Annotated in this window: 19 protein-coding genes; 7 read left to right on the forward strand and 12 right to left on the reverse strand. The window is 54.3% G+C overall.

The window, feature by feature from the left end; all coding sequences use genetic code 11:
* Nucleotides 1-28 precede the first annotated feature (28 nt).
* A complete protein-coding gene (locus tag OS190_RS13710; RefSeq protein WP_267159283.1) occupies nt 29-1,183 on the forward strand; it encodes an acyl-CoA dehydrogenase family protein in 1,155 nt (384 codons plus the stop codon).
* Between the two features lie 50 nt (nt 1,184-1,233).
* Here OS190_RS13710 and OS190_RS13715 read toward each other — a convergent pair whose 3' ends face one another.
* A complete protein-coding gene (locus OS190_RS13715; RefSeq protein ID WP_267159284.1) occupies nt 1,234-2,496 on the reverse strand; it encodes a Rieske 2Fe-2S domain-containing protein in 1,263 nt (420 codons plus the stop codon).
* Between the two features lie 112 nt (nt 2,497-2,608).
* On the opposite strand from OS190_RS13715, the gene OS190_RS13720 reads away from it, so the two are divergent.
* The 6 genes from OS190_RS13720 (at nt 2,609) to OS190_RS13745 (ending at nt 9,234) form a co-directional block, all read left to right on the forward strand.
* Nucleotides 2,609-3,565, forward strand: coding sequence for a PDR/VanB family oxidoreductase (locus OS190_RS13720; protein ID WP_267159285.1), 957 nt, complete (start codon nt 2,609-2,611; stop codon nt 3,563-3,565).
* Nucleotides 3,555-4,745 (forward strand): Gfo/Idh/MocA family oxidoreductase, encoded by a 1,191-nt coding sequence (locus tag OS190_RS13725; RefSeq protein WP_267159286.1) that lies wholly within the window; start codon nt 3,555-3,557, stop codon nt 4,743-4,745. The genes OS190_RS13720 and OS190_RS13725 overlap by 11 nt, the downstream gene beginning before the upstream one ends.
* Nucleotides 4,742-5,734, forward strand: a complete 993-nt coding sequence (locus OS190_RS13730) for an ABC transporter substrate-binding protein (protein ID WP_267159287.1) — start codon at nt 4,742-4,744, stop codon at nt 5,732-5,734. The genes OS190_RS13725 and OS190_RS13730 overlap by 4 nt, the downstream gene beginning before the upstream one ends.
* Nucleotides 5,735-5,745: 11 nt before the next feature.
* A complete protein-coding gene (locus tag OS190_RS13735; protein ID WP_267159288.1) occupies nt 5,746-6,198 on the forward strand; it encodes a hypothetical protein in 453 nt (150 codons plus the stop codon).
* Between the two features lie 139 nt (nt 6,199-6,337).
* Nucleotides 6,338-7,333 carry a TAXI family TRAP transporter solute-binding subunit gene (locus tag OS190_RS13740; protein ID WP_267159289.1) on the forward strand — a complete coding sequence of 332 codons (996 nt, stop codon included), beginning with the start codon at nt 6,338-6,340 and terminating at the stop codon, nt 7,331-7,333.
* Complete coding sequence (locus OS190_RS13745; protein WP_267159290.1) at nt 7,330-9,234, forward strand: TRAP transporter permease; 1,905 nt, start codon at nt 7,330-7,332, stop codon at nt 9,232-9,234. Before OS190_RS13740 ends, OS190_RS13745 begins: the two co-directional genes overlap by 4 nt.
* Nucleotides 9,235-9,331: 97 nt before the next feature.
* Here OS190_RS13745 and OS190_RS13750 read toward each other — a convergent pair whose 3' ends face one another.
* The 11 genes from OS190_RS13750 to OS190_RS13800 all read right to left on the reverse strand — a co-directional run bounded on the left by OS190_RS13750 (nt 9,332) and on the right by OS190_RS13800 (nt 21,512).
* Complete coding sequence (locus tag OS190_RS13750; protein WP_267159291.1) at nt 9,332-9,853, reverse strand: MarR family winged helix-turn-helix transcriptional regulator; 522 nt, start codon at nt 9,851-9,853, stop codon at nt 9,332-9,334.
* Between the two features lie 409 nt (nt 9,854-10,262).
* Nucleotides 10,263-11,195, reverse strand: coding sequence for a LysR family transcriptional regulator (locus tag OS190_RS13755; protein WP_267159292.1), 933 nt, complete (start codon nt 11,193-11,195; stop codon nt 10,263-10,265).
* A 30-nt stretch (nt 11,196-11,225) separates the two neighbouring features.
* Nucleotides 11,226-12,257, reverse strand: coding sequence for an ABC transporter ATP-binding protein (locus OS190_RS13760; protein WP_267159293.1), 1,032 nt, complete (start codon nt 12,255-12,257; stop codon nt 11,226-11,228).
* A complete protein-coding gene (locus OS190_RS13765; RefSeq protein WP_267159294.1) occupies nt 12,254-13,246 on the reverse strand; it encodes an ABC transporter ATP-binding protein in 993 nt (330 codons plus the stop codon). The genes OS190_RS13760 and OS190_RS13765 overlap by 4 nt, the downstream gene beginning before the upstream one ends.
* A gap of 5 nt (nt 13,247-13,251) precedes the next feature.
* Complete coding sequence (locus tag OS190_RS13770; RefSeq protein ID WP_267159295.1) at nt 13,252-14,196, reverse strand: ABC transporter permease; 945 nt, start codon at nt 14,194-14,196, stop codon at nt 13,252-13,254.
* The gene (locus tag OS190_RS13775; RefSeq protein WP_267159296.1) at nt 14,193-15,173 is read right to left on the reverse strand and encodes an ABC transporter permease; all 981 of its coding nucleotides are present in this window, start codon (nt 15,171-15,173) and stop codon (nt 14,193-14,195) included. Before OS190_RS13775 ends, OS190_RS13770 begins: the two co-directional genes overlap by 4 nt.
* A gap of 149 nt (nt 15,174-15,322) precedes the next feature.
* Nucleotides 15,323-16,882, reverse strand: coding sequence for an ABC transporter substrate-binding protein (locus tag OS190_RS13780; protein ID WP_267159297.1), 1,560 nt, complete (start codon nt 16,880-16,882; stop codon nt 15,323-15,325).
* Nucleotides 16,883-17,251: 369 nt separating this feature from the next.
* Nucleotides 17,252-18,925 carry a flavin monoamine oxidase family protein gene (locus OS190_RS13785; RefSeq protein WP_267159298.1) on the reverse strand — a complete coding sequence of 558 codons (1,674 nt, stop codon included), beginning with the start codon at nt 18,923-18,925 and terminating at the stop codon, nt 17,252-17,254.
* A complete protein-coding gene (locus OS190_RS13790) occupies nt 18,918-19,736 on the reverse strand; it encodes a carbon-nitrogen hydrolase family protein (RefSeq protein WP_267159299.1) in 819 nt (272 codons plus the stop codon). Before OS190_RS13790 ends, OS190_RS13785 begins: the two co-directional genes overlap by 8 nt.
* An 82-nt stretch (nt 19,737-19,818) precedes the next feature.
* Nucleotides 19,819-20,589: an SDR family oxidoreductase gene (locus OS190_RS13795; RefSeq protein ID WP_267159300.1), complete on the reverse strand. Its 771-nt coding sequence runs from the start codon at nt 20,587-20,589 to the stop codon at nt 19,819-19,821.
* Nucleotides 20,589-21,512, reverse strand: coding sequence for a dihydrodipicolinate synthase family protein (locus OS190_RS13800; RefSeq protein WP_267159301.1), 924 nt, complete (start codon nt 21,510-21,512; stop codon nt 20,589-20,591). The genes OS190_RS13795 and OS190_RS13800 overlap by 1 nt, the downstream gene beginning before the upstream one ends.
* Nucleotides 21,513-21,514 lie beyond the last annotated feature (2 nt).

Here is a 21,514-nt window from a genome sequence, read left to right on the forward strand (position 1 = left end):
CTTGTTCGATCGCCAGGGAGCTGGCGACATGATCCGGCGGCGCATCTTTGATGAAGAGCATGTCCTTTTTCGTGACAGTGTGCGCAAATGGATCGGTGCGTATATCCGTCCCAACATCAATCACTGGCACGCGCAAGGCATGGTGGATCGGGAAATTTGGCTCAAGGCGGGTGAGGCGGGTTATCTTGCCATGTTTGCAGAAGAGAAATATGGCGGGCTCGGGCTGGATGATTTCCGCTTTGACCAGATTTTGATCGAGGAGTTGACCCGCGTTGACAGCAGCTTCCAGATGGCGCTGCACAGCCGCATTGTGGCTCCTTATATCCATAATCTAGGCAGTGAGGACCAAAAGCGCCGTTTCATGCCCGGAATCGTGTCAGGCGCGTGCATCCTCGCGATTGCCCTTACGGAGCCGGGCACCGGCTCTGACCTTGCTGGTCTGACAAGCCGGGCAGAAGACAGGGGCGATCATTGGCTTCTGAATGGTGCAAAAACCTACATCAGCAATGGACAACTGGCCGATCTGGTTGTGGTTGCGGCACGCACCGATCCCGCCGCGACTCATTGCATAGGATTGTTTCTGGTAGAACGCGGTATGCAAGGGTTTGATCGTGGCCGGAATCTGAAGAAGCTGGGCTTATGCGGGCAGGACACATCCGAGCTGTTTTTTCAGGATGTGAAAATCCCCAAGGAAAATGTGTTGGGCGATCCGATGCAAGGTTTTCGCGCTTTGATGATCAATCTGGCCGAAGAACGACTGGGGGGTGCCATACAATTCGTGGCCCGCGCGGAACGGGCGCTTGAAATCACGCAAGAGTTCATCATGGAGCGTAAAGCCTTTGGCAGACCTATCGGCACCTTCCAGAACTCGCGATTCAAAATGGCTGAGATGCGCACCCAGCTTGATGCCGCATGGACGATGGTGGATCATTGCGTGATCGAACATGTTGAAAAGAACCTCAGCGCGGAAATGGCGGCGGAGGTGAAACTGTTTACCTCGGACGTGGAAGCGCAGGTGGTGGACACGTGTTTACAGCTTCACGGCGGGGCGGGTTACATGGATGAATATGAAATAAACCGCCACTACCGTGACGCGCGGATCAGTCGGATTTATGCCGGCTCCTCTGAGATCATGAAAGAGATTATCGGCCGTGCCATGGGGCTGGACGAACGGCGCAAGTAACGTCGCTGACCGACGGAGCCGAAACCCAGCATGTCTTGCAACGGTTTTGTCTATTCTGAACCGACCAGCGTGCGCCAGTCAACGGTTTTGGCATAAACCCCTTCATGGGAAGCGATAGAGGCTTGCCGTACCCGCTCTGATCCGGTTCCAATAGCTGTGCCGCCTTCGGCAACCTTACGGGCGGCATCTACCATCAAGCGACGGAATTCCACGATGGCCAGATCGGATGCGCCCAGAATGTCTGTGCTGCGTTCAACCCGTGGTCCCATGCTGACCCACATGATGATATCCTGGTTCGGGATGCCCGGCACTCCCGTGAAGTTTCCGTCCTTCATGGCCTGACGGTCCTGAAGGAAATTGTTATCCAGGGTGCGTTTGCTACGCCATTTCTCATCCAGATCTTCGCCGGGAACTGCATGATTGAATCGGCGCCATTCCTCTGTGGTGGGTGTGTGACGATCGCCCCATGCGATGAAATGGAAGGCTGTTTCAGTGTCGTTGATCGGGACGATGACACTGGCAACGTTATAGTTGTTGTTCGGCGGGATCAGGGAATAATAGGGGGCTACGAATTCTGTGATGCGCAGATAGTTATGGGTCGCGGCATTCTTGATCGGTTTGCGGATCGCTGCATAATGAAATCCGTAGCTGGTTGTCTGGGTTTGCATCTTGGGCGATTTATCCGTCGAAGGGCGATACCAGGCTTTTTCATCAGCAGCCGCGCCCTCTACCCGTGCGGGTTTCATATCTGAAGAATGAAGCGACGAGGAATGGGCGCTATCAATCTGGCCTTCGTGAATCTGCGCCCAATTAGCGGGGATGCGGATTTTTAAAATTGCGATCGGGGTGTCTTCACGGGGGGCAAAAGCAGGGGGATCGAACGCTGGCACGTCATCCGGTTCGCCCAACCACGCCCAGACAAAACCACCCCATTCCTTGACCGGATAGGCCCGCGCCTTGACCTTGGACATCAAAGGGCTGCCCTCAGGTTCGGAAGACATGGCCACCACATTGCCATCAACGTCCATCTTCCAGCCATGATAGAGGCACCGCAAACCACAATCCTCGTTCCGCCCGAAGACAAGTGATGCCTTTCGATGCGGGCAGAGTTCATCAAGCATGCCCAAACGCCCTTTGGTATCACGGAAGGCCACATAACTGTTTCCCAACACCTCAACCTTCAAAGGTTTACCATCCGCTTCGGCAACTTCTTCAATCAGACAAACCGGAGTCCAGTGCTGGCGCATCAACTGAGCCATCGGTGCATCCTTCGTCACAGAGGTCAGCAGGTCGTTTTCTTCGCGTGTCAGCATTGATCTCTCCAAGTCTCAAAATCGGGCTATCGATGATCTGAATCAACTCGCCTATTGACTCTAACTACTTAGGATCCTAAGTAATTGCAAGATGAATCATCGGGACGATAACATGACGGCGGAAATCCAATCAGGTATGATTGACGTCAGGGTTGCCGCGCGCCGCGACCTGACGGCGCAAATTTGTGAGTTCACCCTTGAACCTGTCACTTCTAATCTGTTGCCTGCTTTCACCGCCGGTGCCCATATCACGGTGCAAACCCCTTCGGGTGCGATGCGCCGTTATTCATTGGCCAGCGATTGCCAAGACCTGAGCCAGTACAAGATTGCCCTGAAACGGGAACCGCAGTCCCGTGGCGGTTCCAGCTCCATGCATGATATGGCGGATGTAGGATCCCAGTTGCGGATCAGCCCGCCAGAAAACAGTTTTGAACTGGGCGAGGGGGCGGAATATCTGCTTATCGCGGGGGGGATCGGCATTACGCCGATCTATGCCATGGCGCATGCCCTGGCACGCCAGAACAAACCATTCAAGATTCTGTATTGCACCCGCTCGGCGGCCGAAACCGCCTATCTGCCTGAATTGACCAAAGCCTTTGAAGGCCGGTTGATGGTGTACCACGACGAAGGCGACCCCGAACAGATATACGATTTCTGGGATCATTTTGAAGAACCCAAAAAACTGCTTGTCTATTGTTGCGGCCCTAATCCCCTGATGGAAGAAATCCGCGCCATATCTGGGCACTGGCCTGAAGGTCAGGTGAATTTTGAGGATTTCAAACCTGTCGAAGTTGTCAGGGCCGACGACACCGCTTTTGAGGTGGAATTGAAGAAATCAGGGAAAAAGGTCACCATTCCCAAAGACCTGTCGATTCTTGAAGCCTTGCGAAATGCCGGACTTCCAACGGTCAGCTCCTGTGAAAGCGGTACGTGTGGCACCTGCAAGTGCAAGCTTCTGGCCGGGAATGTGGACCATCGCGACATGGTTTTGATGGAGGAAGAGAAAGAAGATCACATCATGATTTGCGTTTCGCGCGCAAAATCAGGAGGTCTGGTCCTTGACCTTTGAACCGATCCGTCTGGGTGTTGTCGGGCTGGGCCGGGCTTTTGTCTTGATGTTGCCCGCGTTTCGCGCCGATCCCCGCTTTCGGCTTGTGGCCGCCGCCGAACCTCGCGCCGAAAGCCGCAGTGCCTTTGAATCAGATTTCGGCGGCAAAACCTATTCCGACATAAAAGAGCTTTGCACAGATCCCCGCATCGAAGCGGTCTATATTGCCAGCCCTCATGAATTCCACGGCGATCACGCAGTGCTGGCGGCAGGGGCGGGCAAACATCTTCTGGTCGACAAACCGCTGGCCATCAACCTTTCCGAAGGGGGCCGTATCATCACAGCGGCGCGGGCCGGCGGTGTTCATCTGATCACAGGGCCAAGCCACAGTTTCGATGCTCCGGTCAAATTGGCAGCGGACATCATCGAGAGCGGTGAATTTGGCCGCTTGCGCATGATTCAGGCCCTTAATTACACTGATTTTCTTTATCGCCCCCGCCGCCCCGAAGAACTGTCCACGGCATCCGGGGGCGGTGTGATTTTCAGTCAGGCGGTCCACCAGATTGACGTTGTGCGCCTGCTGGCCGGTAGCAAGGCGACGCGGTTGGTGGCGATGACCGGAAACTGGGATGCCGCACGCCCCACAGAAGGCGCGTTTTCCGCATTGATGCAGTTTGAATCCGGCACTTTCGCCACACTGACCTATTCGGGATATGCCCATTTTGACAGCGATCTCTGGATGAACAACATCAGCGAGCTGGGCACACAGAAACCGCCCGCAGCCTATGGCAACGCCCGTCGCACACTTGCACAGGTTCCGCATCCGGACGAAATCGCGCTGAAAACGGCGCGCACATACATGTGTGAAACCGAGGGACCTCGAGCGACAGAGCATGAACATTTCGGCCCCGTCATCGCCTTGTGCGATCATGCCGATCTGAAATTGACCCCAAGCGGGGTCGAGATTTTCGCCGACACAAGCCGCAGCTTTCGCGCCGCCCCCGCACCGGACCGGCCCAGAGGTGGTGTCCTCGATGCCCTGTGGGGGGCGGTACGTGCAGATGAAGAACCCATTCAGACCGGTGAGTGGGGGCTTGCCAGTCTCGAAGCTTGTCAGGCCATTCTTGAAAGTGCCCGCACGGGGCTTCCCGTTGGGCTGAAACATCAAATATCTGTCCCGTCTTGGAAAGGCACCCCATGAGTCCCTTATCCCTCTCTCTCGCCATGGGCGATTATGACCGAACCCGCGCCTTGGTGGATGGCCGCGTCAGCATTGATGGAGTTTCCCCAATCCCGATGCTGCTGAGCCCGGAAGAGATGTTCTTTCGCGCTTTCCGGCATCAGGCCTTTGACATCAGCGAACTTTCCCTGTCGTCTTATTCCATTTCTGTCGCACGGGGCGACGCCCATTACGTCGCGGTTCCGGTTTTTCTCAGTCGCGCGTTTCGCCACAGCTCGATCTATATCCGCACTGATCGGGGAATCGAGACTCCCGCAGATCTGAAGGGACGGCGTATCGGGGTGGCGGAGTATCAGCTTTCCGCGAATGTTTGGGCGCGAGGTATTCTTGATGAACACCATGGGGTCAAAAGTTCTGCCATCGAATGGGTGCGGGGCGGCATGGATACACCAGGGCGGCCTGAAAAAATCAAAGTGACACTGCCCCCCGATATTTCAATGCAGGACGCGCCCGAAGGCAGCACGTTGAACGGAATGTTGGCCGCCGGAGAAATCGACGGTTTTATCGGCCCGCGCTGGCCCCGCTGTTTTGCCGAGGGGCATCCCCATGTGGGGCGGCTCTGGAAGGATACAATTGGCGCGGCGGAGACATATTTTCGCCAGACCCGGATTTTTCCGATCATGCATCTGCTGGGGGTACGGCGCAGTCTGGCCGACGCCCATCCCTGGCTGCCTGGTGCCTTGCTCAAGGGTTTCAGCGCGGCCAAACAACTTGCTCAAACCGCGCTGGCGGACACCTCGGCAACCAAAGTGACCATGCCCTTTGTCGAGGATACGCTAAATCGGGCACAAACTTTGATGGGGGATGATCCCTGGAGCTATGGACTTGCCCCGAACCGACACGTTCTGGAGAAGTTTCTAGAATATCATCACGGGCAGGGTCTTTCGCCGCGCCACGTGGCTGTGACGGAGTTGTTTCACCCGTCCACAGCCGAAACCTACAGTCTTTAGGAGTGGATCTAATGACCCGTTTCGCGCCTGGTGATATTGTCGAACTGCAAACCGATGCGGGCCTGGCCTATGTTCAGTTGACCCATCAACATCCCAGCTATCCCCCTGTGATCAAGGCGCTGCGCGGATTGTTCAAGACGCGTCCAGCGGATGTGTCGGCCCTGCTTGACGTGCCGCCCGCATTCGTTGCGATGATCCCGCTGGAAAGCGTGGTGGATCGCCTTGGACTTAAGACACAGGTAGTGGCCCAAGTCGCGCTTCCTGCTTCTGCCCGCGCCTTTCCCACTTTCAGGATGCCGATCCGCGATAAGCAGGGCGCAATTGTCTATTGGTGGTACTGGGACGGAGAGGGGCTCCACTATGACGTAAATCTGGAGGGAGGCCATGAAGAAATGCCGCAACGAGAAGTTCTCGGCGCGCAGCAATTCCTGCTGAAGCTAACCCAAACAACAGCGCCGTGCTGATGTGTTGGCACATGCCAGGCAGGAAGAAGACCGGTTTCGGGAGGGGCGGAGCCTAACAAACCGCAGATTGCGCGTATCCTCGCGCGGTTCGCATCACACGCCACTGCGCAGCATTGTGGCATCTAGGGAGGAAACCAAAATGCACTACAGACAAAACAGAATAACGTCTTTTGCAGCCGCTTCACTGTTGGCCTTTGCACTGCCAGTCCAGGCCGAGCAGATGAATGTCACCTTGGCCGGGGCAAGTCCGGGCGGGCTCTGGACGCTGCTGGGGGCAGGGCTGGAATCTGCGCTCAAGGTCGACGAGGACGGCTCGTCCGTGACCTATCAGACTTCAGGGGGCGGGTTTGCCAATGCCATGCTGGTCAGTTCTGCACGCGCCGAACTTGGCCTGATCCACGATGCCGAATTGAAGATCGCAGTGGCAGGGGGCGCTCCTTTCAAGGGTCCAATCGAAAACTTGCGCACTATCAGCTATCTTTATGACTGGGCACCGATGCAATTCATCGCAACCAATCAATGGGCAGAGGAAAATGGTGTGCAATCGCTGGCAGATATTGCCGCCAACGAAGTTCCCGTGACCATCACAATCAACCGCGCGGGCAACATAACCGGCGAAGTAGCCGCAGCAATGCTGGAAGCGGTCGGGGCCAACCCTGAAAAGATCGAGGCCTGGGGCGGGGCGGTTATCCGCGCAGGATCCAAGGAACAGGCCGATCTGTTGACCAACGGCCGGGTGGATATGTTTTCCAATGGAGTCTTTGTCGGCCATAGTTCCATACGGCAGATCGAAAACGCGATTGATATGCGCTTGATCAATGTGCCCGAGGATGTCCGCAACACGGTTGGCAAGGAATTCTCAATAGCTGAGTTTACAATTCCCGCCGGAACCTATGAAAATCAACCCGATGACATCCAGACGCTGGCACTCGGGGCAGTGCTGGTGGTTAGTGCCGATATGTCTGAGGATCAGGCCTATACGCTGACAAAGGCGATGATCGACAACATTGATTCCATTCGCTCCGTGCATCCGGCGATGAAGGCTCTGAGCACGGCATTGATGATCCGTGAAACCGCGGCACCGCATCATCCGGGGGCGTTAAAGGCCTATCGTGAAGCTGGTCTGATAGAGTGATCTCTCGGTTTTTTGGAACAGGGCGCCGCCGGTCTTTCGGCGGTGCCTCGGGTGATGTCTTTTATGGTGTTTCCGCGGTGTTTGCACTGTGGGTGGTCTATGCGAATATCTATGCGCTGCCGGATGCCCTGTTGGTGGGAATTCTCTTTGTAAGCGGGATATATACGCTGTTGTTTCTGGCCGTAGGAGGCAGCAATGATGCCTTGGACAGACCCTCGCTTCTGGATTGGGGCTTAGCCGCTTCTTCTGCGGCTTGTGGGATCTATTTCTTCATGATCCGAGAGTCTCTCGCAACCCATATCACCCTGCTTTACCCGCTGTCAGACGGCCAGTTATTCTTTGGCGCTCTGTTGATGTTTCTGACCCTTGAGGCGACCCGTCGCACGACCGGCCTCGGGCTGACAGCGGTGGTTCTGATTTTCATGGCCTATAATCTGTGGGGTCATATCATCCCGCCGCCACTGGGCCACGGCTATATCGATTTCAGCTCCTTCATCGACACCCTCATGTATACAACAGATGGCGTTTTTGGCGTGCCTATTCAGGTGGCGGCCAGCTATGTGTTTCTATTTGTGCTGTTCGGTTCGTTGCTCAGCAAAGCGGGTGGGGCGGATTTCATGTTTCAACTGGCCGCGGCCTTGACCGGCAGATCACCGGGAGGTCCAGCTAAAATCGCAATTATTTCCTCTGGAATGTATGGGATGATCTCGGGCAGTCCAACATCGGATGTGGCGACGACCGGTTCCGTGACGATCCCCATCATGAAACGCCTTGGTTATTCCGCCCGCTTTGCCGGCGCGGTAGAGGTGGCGGCTTCAACTGGCGGTGCAGCAATGCCTCCGGTTATGGGGTCTGCCGCCTTTATCCTGGCGGAATACACCGGCATTGATTATCGCAGTGTGGTGCTGGCCGCGCTTATCCCCGCAATCCTCTACTATCTCGGCATCTACATTCAGGTACATCTGCGCGCGCTGCGCCGTGGTCTGCGCGGGGTCACTGAAACCGATCCAATTCTGGAAACCCTGAAATCCGGCTGGGTGTTCATCGTGCCGCTGATCGTCATCACCGCAGCTCTTTTGGTCGGCTACACTCCAACCTTTGTGGCGGTTTTTGGCACGCTCTCCTTGTTGGCGTCTTCAATGTTGCGTCGCCAGACACGTATGGGGCCGTTGGCCCTGATGCGCGCGATCGGAGAAACCACCGTCCGGATGCTGCCTGTTGCCGGTGCTTGCGCCGCAGCGGGGCTGGTGATCGGCGGATTGACCATGACTGGTCTGTCAATGAAGGCCAGCGGGCTGGTAAGTCTGGTTGCTGAGGCGGGCGATCTTCCGCTTTTGTTGCTGGGGGCCTTGATCACGATCATTCTCGGGTTGGGAATGCCGACACCAAGCGCCTATATCCTTGCGGCCGTGTTGGTTGGGCCAGCATTTGCAGCTGCGGAACTTGCCGTGCTTCCGGCAAATATGTTCCTGCTGTATTTCGCGCTGCTATCCGCCTTGACGCCACCCATCGCGGTGGCCGCCTTTGCCGCCGCCGCCATAGCTGACGAGGATGCGATGAAAATCGCGGTCACTGCGGTCAAACTTGCCGCCACAGGCTTTGTTCTGCCCTTTGTCTTTGTCTGGAATCCGGCTTTTCTGGCGATGAGTAGCCTGCCCATGATCGCTATTGCCGCCGCAGGCGGTTGCGTCGCGGTCATCATTCTGGCCCATGTGCTTGAAGCGGAAATGCGTGGCGTATTGCGCTTGCCTGCCTTATTGGTGGCGATAGCAGTAGTTTCTCCCTACCCAATGGTTTCCGTGCCCCTGATCTGTATCGCCGCCGGGCTGGGGATCTGGTGGTGGCGCAGCGGAACCCTCCTGTTTCTGGGGCCTGTCAAATCCCCAGGCGAGAGGGCTTGACCGTTCGCAGGGTCACCGTTGACATAGTCGCAGGAAAGTAACGCAAAGGGCATAACCACCGAGGATCTCGAGAACGCAGGCGCTGGTACTTGTTGAATCAGCCCTGTTTCGGGGTAGACATGTCATTGCGTAAAGCGCGACCTGCCGTCTGTGTGGTCTCTTGGCGGGTCAGGACCAGTTTAGAGCGCACCCGTGTAAGCAATTGTTCCAGATCAGCCTGCTCTCGCGTAGTAAGATCGGTTACCGCATCCTCAACGAGATCGCGGGCAATAGGGAGCAAGACCTTTTCAAGCGCCGCTCCTTTTTCCGTAAGAAAGACCAGCCGTTTGCGGCCGTCCGTCAAATCCCTTTCCCGGCGGACCAAACCCTTGCCTTCCATTGACCTGATCGCCTCAAGGGTGGTGGGCTCCATGGTGCCCACCCGATTGGAAAGCTCGCGCTGGGTCAGCCCCTCTTCTTCCCATAACACTCGAAGAAAATACCACATCCCCAATGTAATTCCATGGGGCTCAATCCGCGCCGCAAGCAGGCTTTGAAACTGATGATGGGTAGAACGGATCAGATAGCCCAGACTGTCGTTAAGCAAAAACGCCGGAGCCTGGCGTGAAGAACGGTTCAACTGTGGAGTCCTTTTGATACCATTCTGAATGATCGAAGGCCTATTGCCAAGTTGTTTGCGTCAACTTGTGAAGCTTTGAACATGCCGGATCACACGACCATTTCAATGGTGTAGTCGGCCCAGAGCCGGATGGGTATTGCCAAATCCTTAGCTGAGGCTGATCTGGATTGAATAGCCCCTGGTATTGTAGAGGCTTTATCTTGAAAGGGGAGTCGCACTTCAAGGCAGCGCGCAGCCGTTGCGACCTAGAACCACTATAATCAGACTTATGTTAAATAGATGAAGGCTCCAACTATTCCTGTCAGTATTCGGCAAACTCTCTTGATAACACCAGCATTGTTGAACAAGTAGATCGCCCGGCAGGCACGCGCACTGGACAGGACTGCAGCGACGTAAACTTGCGGATGGCTCAGGCCGTCATTTGAGCTCCACGGAGTGCCAGATCCTCGATCTCCGAACGAAGTTTTTTTAACGTTGGTTTGGTATTGCCGCTGTCCCAGTATAATCGGATTTCCAGTTGATGAACGTCTTCCGGGTCGCCCACAATCTGTAGCCGTCCATCATCCAGTTCTTCTTGGCACAATGCTTGCGGCAGCCAGCCAAAACCAAAGCCTTCCAGTATCATTGCCTTGACAGAAATCGCGAGGGCGCTTTGGTTGACAACCAGAATTTTTGGGCCGTTGACCTTGCGCCGCAGCGAACAATCTACCACGGAACGCAATGCAGAAACCGTACCATAAGACAACAGGGATACCGGATCTTTCGTGCCTGTGTTGGGATCATGTAATGGACCGGTGTTGCCTGGTTTTGACACGGGGATGAAGGTATCGGTTGTGAGTGTCAGATATTCGCTTTTACTGATTTCCAAAGGTGCCAGGTAATCCATTTCCGGATGCCAATAGGTGAGGATCACATCGCAATATTGTTGCTGCAGCGCCGACACAAATTGATCAGCCGCCCAGCTGGTCGAATTCAGATCGATGTCCAGCCCACCCTTTTCCACAAGTGGCGCTATGTGGGTTTTGTAATGAGTCAAGTAAAGCGATTGCGAGGTAGCAAAGCGGATTATGTTCTCACCCGCGGCATCAATGATCTGGCAGCGTTCCAATGTCTCTTGATAGGTTCGCAGCATGATCCGGGCTTGTGGTAGAAAGACCTCGCCCGCAGGCGTCAGCGATAGCGGCAATGTTTGGCGGTTGATCAGCTTGACGCCGATTTCTTCTTCCAATGCGCGAATGCGGCGTGAAAATGCAGGTTGACTGACATTGCGCTCCTCCGCAGCCCGCGAGAAGTTTTTCTGCGCGACCAAAGCCTCAAAGTCCCTGAGCCAGGCAATATCCAAGTGAGCAATCCGTATTATGACGTCGGATGTTTAATCAACCATCCGGTTTTCTTCAACCGCATGACAGGCCACCATGGAGCCATCCGGTTGTTGCACCGGTCGGGGTTGTTCCATGCGGCACCGATCATTTGCATAGGCGCATCGGCTTGCGAACGGGCACCCTTGCGGCAGATTGATTGGTGTCGGAATTTCCCCCTTGAGCCGGATGTGATTGGGCTTGTCGTCCTTAAGCTGTGGAACCGCCGACAGCAATGCGCGGGTGTATGGGTGTTTTGGATTCTCGAACAGTGTTGCCGTGTCTGCCAATTCACAGACCGACCCAAGATAAAGAACCGCGACACGGGTACCAAAATGCTGAACCACGCTCAGGTCATGGGTGATGAACAGATAGGTCAGGCCGCGTTGGTCCTTGGCTTCAAGCATCAAGTTTAGAACCTGTGCCTGAATGGAGACATCCAGCGCCGAGATCGGCTCATCCGCTATTATGAATTCCGGATCGACAGTCAGAGCGCGGGCAATTGCAATCCGTTGCCGTTGACCGCCAGAAAATTCATGCGGGTATCGCGCTGACCAACTGGGATCGACACCAACAGAGGTCATGACCTCTGCCACTTTATCACGTATCTCGGCTCGGCTGTAACCAGGATTGTGATAGCGCACGGGCTCTTCCAAGGCCTGTTGAATATTCATCCGGGAATTAAGCGATGCATAAGGGTTTTGGAAAATCATCTGCATCTTTTTACGCAACGGTATCAGTGCCCGGCGTGACATGTCATCAATGCGTTCCCCGGCATAATGGATCTCACCTGCGTTTGGCTTGAGCAGGCCGGCGATCAAACGGGCAACTGTAGATTTTCCACAGCCACTTTCCCCGACAACACAGAGTGCTTCGCCACGGTCTACTTTCAGTGAAACATTGTTCACCGCATGGACAGACCGTCGCTCACGGATAACCCTGCCCTTGCGCCATTTGATGGTTTCCAAAAACCCTTGGTCCAGATCAAAGCGTTTCTTGACCTGCCGAAGATCAAGCAGGGGACCATCGTCGACGATATCCTTCATGCGGGTTGCTCCTCGGTGTTTTCCTGGTGCAGGCGGCTCACTTCATGACAGGCAACCTCGACATGGGCATATTGCACTGTTTCCGGTCGTGTTGTGCGGCAATGGTCACGGACGTATTCGCAGCGCGGGCTAAAAGGACAACCCGGTGGAATCGCTGTCAAAGACGGCATGTTGCCGGGGATCTGCTTTAACCGCATGCCAGGTTTGGTTTGTTGTGGCAGCGCGTTGATCAAACCCTGAGTATAGGGATGTTGTGGATCATTGATGATCTCGCGGGTACGACCCGCTTCGATGATCTTACCCGCATACATGACCAAGGTACGTTCGGTCATTTGGCTGACGACACCCAGATCGTGAGTGATCAGGATCAGGCCCACCTTGTTGGATTGGCACAGTTCAAGCAGCAATTCCATGATGTCCGCCTGAATTGTCACGTCGAGCGCGGTTGTCGGCTCATCCGCGATGATCAGTTCGGGGTCAAGCAATAGGGCAATTGCAATTATGATCCGCTGGCGCATTCCGCCGGACAATTCATGCGGATATTGTGCAAGCCGTTCTTCGGGCGACGGAATATAGACTTCTCGCAATTTGACGATTGCGATCTGCTCTGCTTCGGCTTTGCTGAGGGTACGATGGGCCATCAAGGTTTCGACCATTTGCTGCCCGATGGTTAAAACCGGGTTCAAAGTGACCATCGGATCCTGAAAGATCATTGCCATGCGGTTGCCACGGATCCCACGCATCCGCGATTGTGGCATTTTCACGATGTCCTCGCCTCTGAACAGTATTTTTCCGGCGTCAATGAACCCGGGGCGGCTCAACAAATTCATCAGCGAAAATCCTGTGATGGATTTGCCTGCGCCGGATTCACCGACAATTCCCAGACGCTCGCCCTTGGCCAGATCAAAGCTGATGTTGTCCAGCGCTGTTACAGTGTGATCGCGCATCGCAAATTTGACTGTCAGATCACGTACGGAAAGCAGAGACATGGTGTTTATCCCTTATACAATTTGGGGTTCAGGACATCGCGCATCCAATCACCCAGAAGATTGATCACCAGCACCAAAACCACCAATAGAACCCCGGGGATCGCAGTGATCCACCAACTGCCCGAAAAGATATAATCAAAGCCGGAGGAAATCAGCGAACCGAGCGAAGGTTGGCTTGGCGGCATGCCCAGGCCGAGGAAACTGAGTGAAGCTTCCGAAATGATGGCATTGGCGACCTGTACAGTGGAAATGACAAAGATCGGCGACAGTGAATTGGGCAGGATGTGGCGCACCATGATCCGCAGCGGTCCAAATCCCAGAACGCGCGCGCTGTCGACATATTCTTTCTTTTTTTCAGCCAGCACTGTCGCGCGCACGGTTCGTGCATATTGTGGCCATTCGGCGACGCCAATCACCGCAATCAGAAAATAGATCGCGTATTGATTGAATGTTTCGGAGCCAAACATCGCCTGCGTCACGGCGAGAAAAATAATTGCCACCATGAGCGTAGAGAAAGACAACTGAATATCTGCCATCCGCATCAGGAGACTATCCAGTCGCCCCCCGACATAGCCAGCGATCAATCCGATAGAGATGCCAAGAAAGGCCTGAAGCATGACCGCGCAAAGACCGATGAGCAATGACAGCCGAGTGCCATAAAGGATCGTTGACCACAGATCACGCCCCTGATCGTCGGTGCCAAAGACAAATTGCGCATCGGAGCCGTCGATCCAAACCGGGGGGAATTCGCTGTTCATGATGTCGATCTGCGCGGGATCATAAGGATTGAAAGGTGCGATGATCGGCGCGAGCAACGCCATTGCTGTAATGAAAACAAAGATGGCCAAAGACACAACAGCGACAGGATTGCGGCGAAAACTATATCCCATGTTGGAATTCCAGATCCGGCTCCAACGGGATGCTTTTGCGGGGTTTGTTGTCATTGTCATGCGCCCATTCTCGCAAGGTTAACTGTCGGATTGACCAGGCCGTAAATCAGATCGACCACTGTATTGGTCAGAACAAAGATGAAGCCGACAACAATCAGATAAGCCACGATCAACGGTGTATCGACGCGGTTCACAGCTTCCAGAAACATGAACCCCATACCCGGCCATTGGAACACCGTTTCGGTCAGGATCGTATAGGCGACCATGGTGCCGATTTGCACACCACCCACTGTAATGACCGGTAGAAGTGTGTTCTTGAGCGCATGAACAAAATAGATCCGATAGGGGCGGATACCCTTGGCCTTGGCGTATTTCACATATTCGCTTTGTAGAACTTCCATCATTTCGGCGCGGATAAGACGCACAAACAGAGGCAGCATGATCGACGCCAGCGCCAGGGACGGCAACAAGATATGGGCCCAACCATCCAGCGTGGCAAAGTTGGTATCCCAATTGCCAAAGACGGTCACGACATCCCCGCGTCCGTAAGAGGGCAGCAAGTTCAGTTCGACTGAAAAGACAAAGATCATGAGGATTGCGGTTAGGAAAACGGGAATGGAAATGCCGACAATTGACACACCCATGATGAGCCGGCTCAGAAGCGCATTCGGCTTGATCGCGGTGTAAACGCCCAGCGGAACAGAGAAGCCGACAATGATCAGCGTCGCGCCGAGAACCAATTCAAGTGTGGCGGGCAACTTTTTCAGGATAACATCCAGCGCAGGCTCTTTGAAAAAGTAACTGGTTCCAAGATCGCCTTGAAGCGCATTGCCCAGGAATCGCGAATACTGTCTGAAAAAACTGTCGTTCAATCCGAGTTCGTCGCGTAGCTGTTGGCGCACTTCTTCTGAAACGGATTGCCCGACAAGCTCGCGCAGCGGATCACCCAGATTATCCTGAATGGCAAAGCCGACCAACGAGATGACAAGCATTACCGCAATGGCCTGAAAAACACGTTTCACGAGATAGGCGAGCATAATTCCAAACCCAAATGTTGGTTACTTTATTGATGGTCGAGTTGTTTGCTGATGGGCGGTATACAAAGCAGCGCGCATGAAAAAACAACCTGTAAAAAGAATCCGGGGCGTACCTGTTGGCCCGCCCCGGACGCGTTCCTGCGCTTGGCTTACTTGTCGACGACAAGGTCACCAAAATATGGGAAGTTCAGAGCGTTCACGATGGGTGCTGCGTTGACACCCTTGCGGGCACCCCATGCGAGGTTCTGCCAGTGCAGCGGCACAAAGGCGGCTTCTTCATACAGAATACCTTCAAGCTTTTTCAGCATTTCACCACGCTTTTCAGCATCAGTTTCGCCATTGCTTGCAACCATGAGAGCGTCTGCTTCGGCGTTACAATAGTTGCCCGAGTTGTACTGACCATTGCCAGTCGCTTCATCGGGGCAGGCCGTCAGAAACTGGTGGAAGTTCGCACTGTCTTCTGTATCAGCGTGCCAGCCGATCATCATCATGTCAGCAGCGCGTTCGTCAAACTTGGGCCAGTACTGGGCTTTTGGCACGGTCTGCAGATCAACTTTGATATTGATTTTTGACAACATGGAAGCAACTGCTTGCGCGATCTTGTCATCGTTCACGTAACGGTTGTTCGGTGCCAGCATCGTGATCTCAAAGCCGTCGGCATAGCCTGCTTCCGCCATCAGTGCCTTTGCTTTTTCAACGTCAAAACGTGGTTTCAGATTGGCATCATGGCCAAGGTAACCAGCCGGGCTTGCCTGTGCACCCACTGTACCAAAGCCACGCATGATACGGTCAACGATACCCGCGTTGTTCACGGCATAGTCGATTGCCTGGCGGACGCGCACATCTTTGAATGCTTCGACGCGGTTCTGGTTCATTTGGAAGGTGATGATCCGTGTACCAGCCATGGTGATCAGATCCGTGCCTTCGTTTTCTTCAACGCGCTTAAGATCTGTTGGTGGGACCGGTGCAATGAAATCAACGTCACCGGACAACAATGCCGCTACGCGTGTTGGATCTTCCTTGATCGGTGTCAGAATGATCTTGTCTACGTTGCCTTTTGACGCAGTGTCCCAGTATCCGTCAAAACGGTCAAATTCCATCTTAACGCCTTGTTCACGTTCGGTTACCACATAGGGGCCGGTGCCTGATACGTTGCGCGACGCAAAGCTGTCGCCGTGTTTGACAAGCTCTGATTTGTCTTTGCCGTCATCTGTCGTACCGGTATAGAACTTGCTGTCCATCGGAAAGATGTAGGTCGCTGTATGCAAGACCAGCGGATAGGGTTCAGAAGTAATCAGGTCGAATGTGTCGTCGTCAATGACTTTGACATCAGAGAACAAGCTGAAGATACCCTTGAAATCCGGGCTTTCTTTCAGGCGGTCAAAGGTCCATTCAACATCATTTGCGGTCAATTCGTTACCAGAGTGGAATTTGACACCATCGCGCAGATGAAAGCGCGTTGTGGTTTCGTCAATCTGCTCCCAGCTTTCTGCCAGGCGGGCTTCAAACTGCAGGTCCTGCGTCCAGCGCACCAGCGGATCAAATACCATATGGGACAACTGCAATGTGCCCCCGGAGAGTTGCTCGTGCGGGTCAAGCGAGACCGGATCGGCGTCATAGGCAACTTTTACGGTAACCTCCGCCTGCGCAACAGTGCTGAAGACGGCGGTGACGGCGCCGGCAGCAGCAATGCGGATAAATTTATTCATGGTGTTTCCTCCTTGTCGGAAACCAAGCATTGGCCTCCTGTGTTGGTGGCAGATTGTTAAGACATGCAGGGACAGATGCGCCAATGCCAATTTCAAATCGCTCATGCAAATTTGGAATACCGCCGTTTTGCCCAAGGCTGAAAGGCGCAGTAGCGCCAGTAGGTTAATAGAAATGTCTTGAATCCCTGGATTGCGGATTGTTGGTCAGTCTGACCAAAGGGTGCTGCTTGTGCCTATTGGCCATGCGGCCTCTCCGATGGATCGAACACGGGAGGCCGCCGCGTGAATCAATCTGCGTGTCGCCGGTGAACGGAGCGACTTCATCAGGTTTAGAAATGCTTCTAAACCTCCCGCAAAACCGATACAGGCTTATTCTCCCAAGTCAATCGGGCCGTGTTCTGGATAGGCATCTCCAGGGCCAGGATTAGAGCGTGGCGATGCCCCTCCCAAATGGTTCATTACACCCCAAACAGCATTCAGGGCTGTCTGAACCGCGCCCTCAACCCATGCGGGGGTCCAACTGATGCCATCACCGGCAAGGAATAGTCCGCGCTGTTCCCTGGGCATTTCGGACTGCATGAAATGGCCGTACATTCGGTGATTATATCTGTAATGCCCCGGCAGGGCCCCCTTGAATGCGCCAAGAAAATTTTCGTCACTTTCCCAACTGACTGTGATCGGGTTGCCGATAATATGTTTAGCTATGTTGACGTCAGGATAGATCTTTCGCAAAGAATCCAGTGCCAGCTCAACCCGTTTATCAATAGGTAGAGGTTCCATTTTCAAAGCATCCGACATCCAAGAATATGTCAGACAGATCACTGCGGGTTCGTCCGGCCCGTTCTCAAAAAGGTAGGTGCCCCGTGTCATGCGGTCCGTCAACGTGACACTCATCTTCTCGCGACCGGTAACTGGATCACGATCGCGCCAAAACGGACGATCGACCATCACAAAGGTTTTCGATGACTGCATGTATCGCGTGCGGTCCAACGCCATCCACATCTTCTGACTTAATAAACGTTCGTCGAATTCCATCGATGTGGTCATCAGCCAACTTTGGCAGGTACTGATCAAGGCATCAAATTTTTCGATGCGCCCCCAGCGATCCGTGACCACAAAGGGCCCTTCATCGCCTTCACGCTGGACCTTCACCACTCCGGGAAAGGTTGATCCGCCGTGCAATTTTTCCAAGGTCATATCGGGCGACCAATGTTCCATCTTGCGCGGCGACCGCACCCACAGGCCGCGGGGAACCTGCTCTACACCGCCAACCATAAACCGTTGGTCATCGTCGAGCCGCAACAGGTTGACCCGCAAAATTTCAAGCATTGAATTTGGAAAATCGCTGTCCCAGCCACCGGTTCCGAAACCGACCTGCCCAAACACCTCCCTATGGCGGAACGACAATTTTCTGAAGGCGTCCGAAGACGCAATGAAATCATAAAAACTGCGATCATCCCAATCGCGTACGATCGGGTTCCACAGTTCCTTGACCCGTGGCGCATCGCGGTTTTTTATGGCTGTTTGCAAAGCGGCGAAATCTGCGTGATCTTCAAGGGCACGGTTGTATGCATCGCCGACTTCACGAAACAAGGGCGGCAAGTCATCAACCGTTTCCGCATAAAACGGTTCGCCAGCAAGGTCGATCACGGTTGATCCGGCAGCTGCAGTCAAAGGGTTTGGAAAGGGCCGAGTCTTGATACCCAGCATATCGACGTAGCGATAAAAAGCAGTCGAGGAGATCGGGAACCTCATTCCTCCCAATTCGGCGATGGCGGTGCTGGAACCTTCGAATGACTGGCTGCGCAACCTTCCGCCAAACTGTCCGGATTCGTAAACGACGGGGTGAAGGCCCAGTTTCATCAATTCGTAGGCACTGACTATGCCCGCGATGCCGGCACCAATAATACCAACTTTGCGTCCATGGTTTTCCGCAGGAATGGAGCCGATCCCCTCAGGGCTGTTGATCCAGTTATCAAAGGAAAACGTGAAATCAGGTCCATAGGCCGTTACCTCGGGATTGGGTCTGCCGCTTTCAGTCATGCTGCGATGCCTCTGCTCTTTTTTCGACGTAGATTTCGGATCGTATATTCATCAGATATGGTGCGTTTTTTCTGTTTAGTTCAATTTCACTACGCTCCAGAACTGCCTGTATCAGCACTTCTTCGTCACCGCCACGTGCCCGGTCCGTGCCATCGGGACCGCAAATACAGGACAATCCGTTATAGTCAAACCCACCTTCCCTCCCGATGTAGTTTGCATAGGCCACAAAGATGCCGTTCTCTTCTGCTCTGGCGGGGACCAGTCTTTTGGCGACACCATCATAGGGTGCCATATTGGCGGTTGGCGTAAGAATGATATCCGCACCATCACGCGCATATGCTCGCGCCAGCTCGGGGAATTCAATATCGTAACAAATCGCCAAAGCAATTTTCCATCCGTTCATCTTCAAAAGTGCTGAGCGCGTATCGCCGGCTCTGAACTGTTGGGCGTCAACTGCGCCATAAAGATGGGTCTTGCGATAGCCGCCAAGACGAGTTCCCGACGCACTGATGAGTTGGACAGAGTTGAAAACGGCATCTGTTTTTGCGCAGATTTCGGGGTAACCATAAAGAATGGCAATGCCGGTTCTTGTGGCAATCCTGGAAACCTGATCCGCGATGAATCCATCATCGGGTTGCGCCAGCCGCCGAACCTCCGTTGCCCCGATGTTGTAACCGGTAACGTACATCTCTGGCGTCACCAGTATATCACAGCCTGTGGCACCAGCCCTGGTTGCAAAAGTTTCGAGCCTTTCCAGATTTCCCGTGACATCCGATGACAAAGGCCGGATTTGCATACATGCGATTTTCATAAATCCCCCTACTCCACATGGCGCGGTGCAATGGTAGCAGGTTGCCAGCGATTGAACACCGCTGGCGTGCCGGGTGCAGAGGTTAGACCGACTTTATCGATCCGCCGTCAATCCGAATTTTCGAGCCCGTGACATAGCCTGCCCGCTCGGAGGCAAGAAAGGTGACCACATCAGCGAATTCTTCCGGTTTGCCGTATCGGCCAGCGGGGATTGCCGCACGTGATTTGGCCGCGACTTCGGTGACATCTGTTTCCGTGCGCTTTGCCGCCGCAGCGTCAAGCTCATCGACCCGTTGAGTGTGAATGCGGCCGGGCATGACGACATTTACAGTTATTCCATCTGCCGCGACTTCATTGGCAAGTGATTTGGACCATCCCACAACTGCAGAACGGATGCCGTTGGACAGGGCAAGGTTCGGGATCGGCTGTTCTACACCCGATGATGTGATCGAGATAATCCGCCCCCAGCCACGTTCCTTCATCCTGGGCAACAAGCGGGTATTCATGTGAAACAGGTTTGCAGCCATGGCTTCGAAGTGGGTGATCCAAGCTGCGCGTTCTGCTGTTTGTGCCGTGCCGGGAGGAGGGCCGCCGCCGTTGTTTACAATAATGTCGACGCCTCCCTCTTTCAGAAGTGCCTCAACCACCTGATCGACCTCTTCGATCTTGCCGAGATCCAGTTGCAGAGGATGCACATTGTCCATGTCTGCCGCCCAGGTGGCGATCTTGTCACGGCTGCGCGCAGCTGCATATACGCGCACCCCTTCTGCTGCCAGTGATTGCGCAATCGCCATCCCAAGACCACGACTCGCACCTAGAACGATCGCACGTTTTCCTTTGATCCCAAGATCCATTAGCCTAGTTCCTTCAGTCGTTTTTCCTGTCGTTCAATGAGTGCATCAACCTCTGCGCGGCTTTGTGCAGAAAGCGATGCCCCCGGGCGCCGCAAGGCGTCATGTGCAATGATCCCTCGTTTCGCTAGTGTGTATTTCCGGATGGCCAGTCCCATGCCCGGTTGTTGTTCAAATCGGGCAAGTGGCAAATAGGCATTGAATAGGTCCAAGCCTCGGTCAACATCGCCCTTGGTATAGTGTTCGACAACGGCAACCATCATTTCGGGATAGGCAAAGCCGGTCATCGCGCCATCCGCATTCCGCGCCATTTCCTCGGGCAGGAATAATCCGCCATTTCCGCACAAAATCGAAATACGCCTGTTCAGCACGCCATCACGACGCAGATATGAGATTTTCTCTAGCCCTGGCCAATCTTCGTGTTTGAGACAGACACAGGTTGGCAAATCATTCACGATCTGTGCAACCACCCTTGGTGCCATCTGAACGCCTGTGACCAGAGGGAAATCCTGCAGGACAAAGGGCACGTCGCCGATCAATTCGGCCACTTGCGTATAATAAGTCACAATCTGATCATCAGTGCGCAGATTTGCCGGCGGGGCAACCATGACACCGGCCGCACCCAGATCCATTACCATCTTTGTCAGGGTTTGTATCTGGGCAAAGCCCGGCGCCGACACACCAACTACCACCGGTACACGGCCATCAACACGCGCAAGAATACGTGCCACAACATCGCGGGATTCCTCGACCGTCAGCTTGGGTGCCTCGCCCATCATTCCCAGAACCGTCAGGCCGGTTGCACCCGCCTCAAGATAAAAATCAACCATCCGGTCACAGCTTTCTTCATCAATCCGGCCATCAGGATGAAAGGGTGTAACCGCTATTACAAAAACGCCAGCGGCTTCAGTCGTTAATCGTGTCATGT

This window comes from Sulfitobacter sp. F26204 (genome assembly GCF_026410305.1).
GTDB lineage: Bacteria > Pseudomonadota > Alphaproteobacteria > Rhodobacterales > Rhodobacteraceae > Sulfitobacter.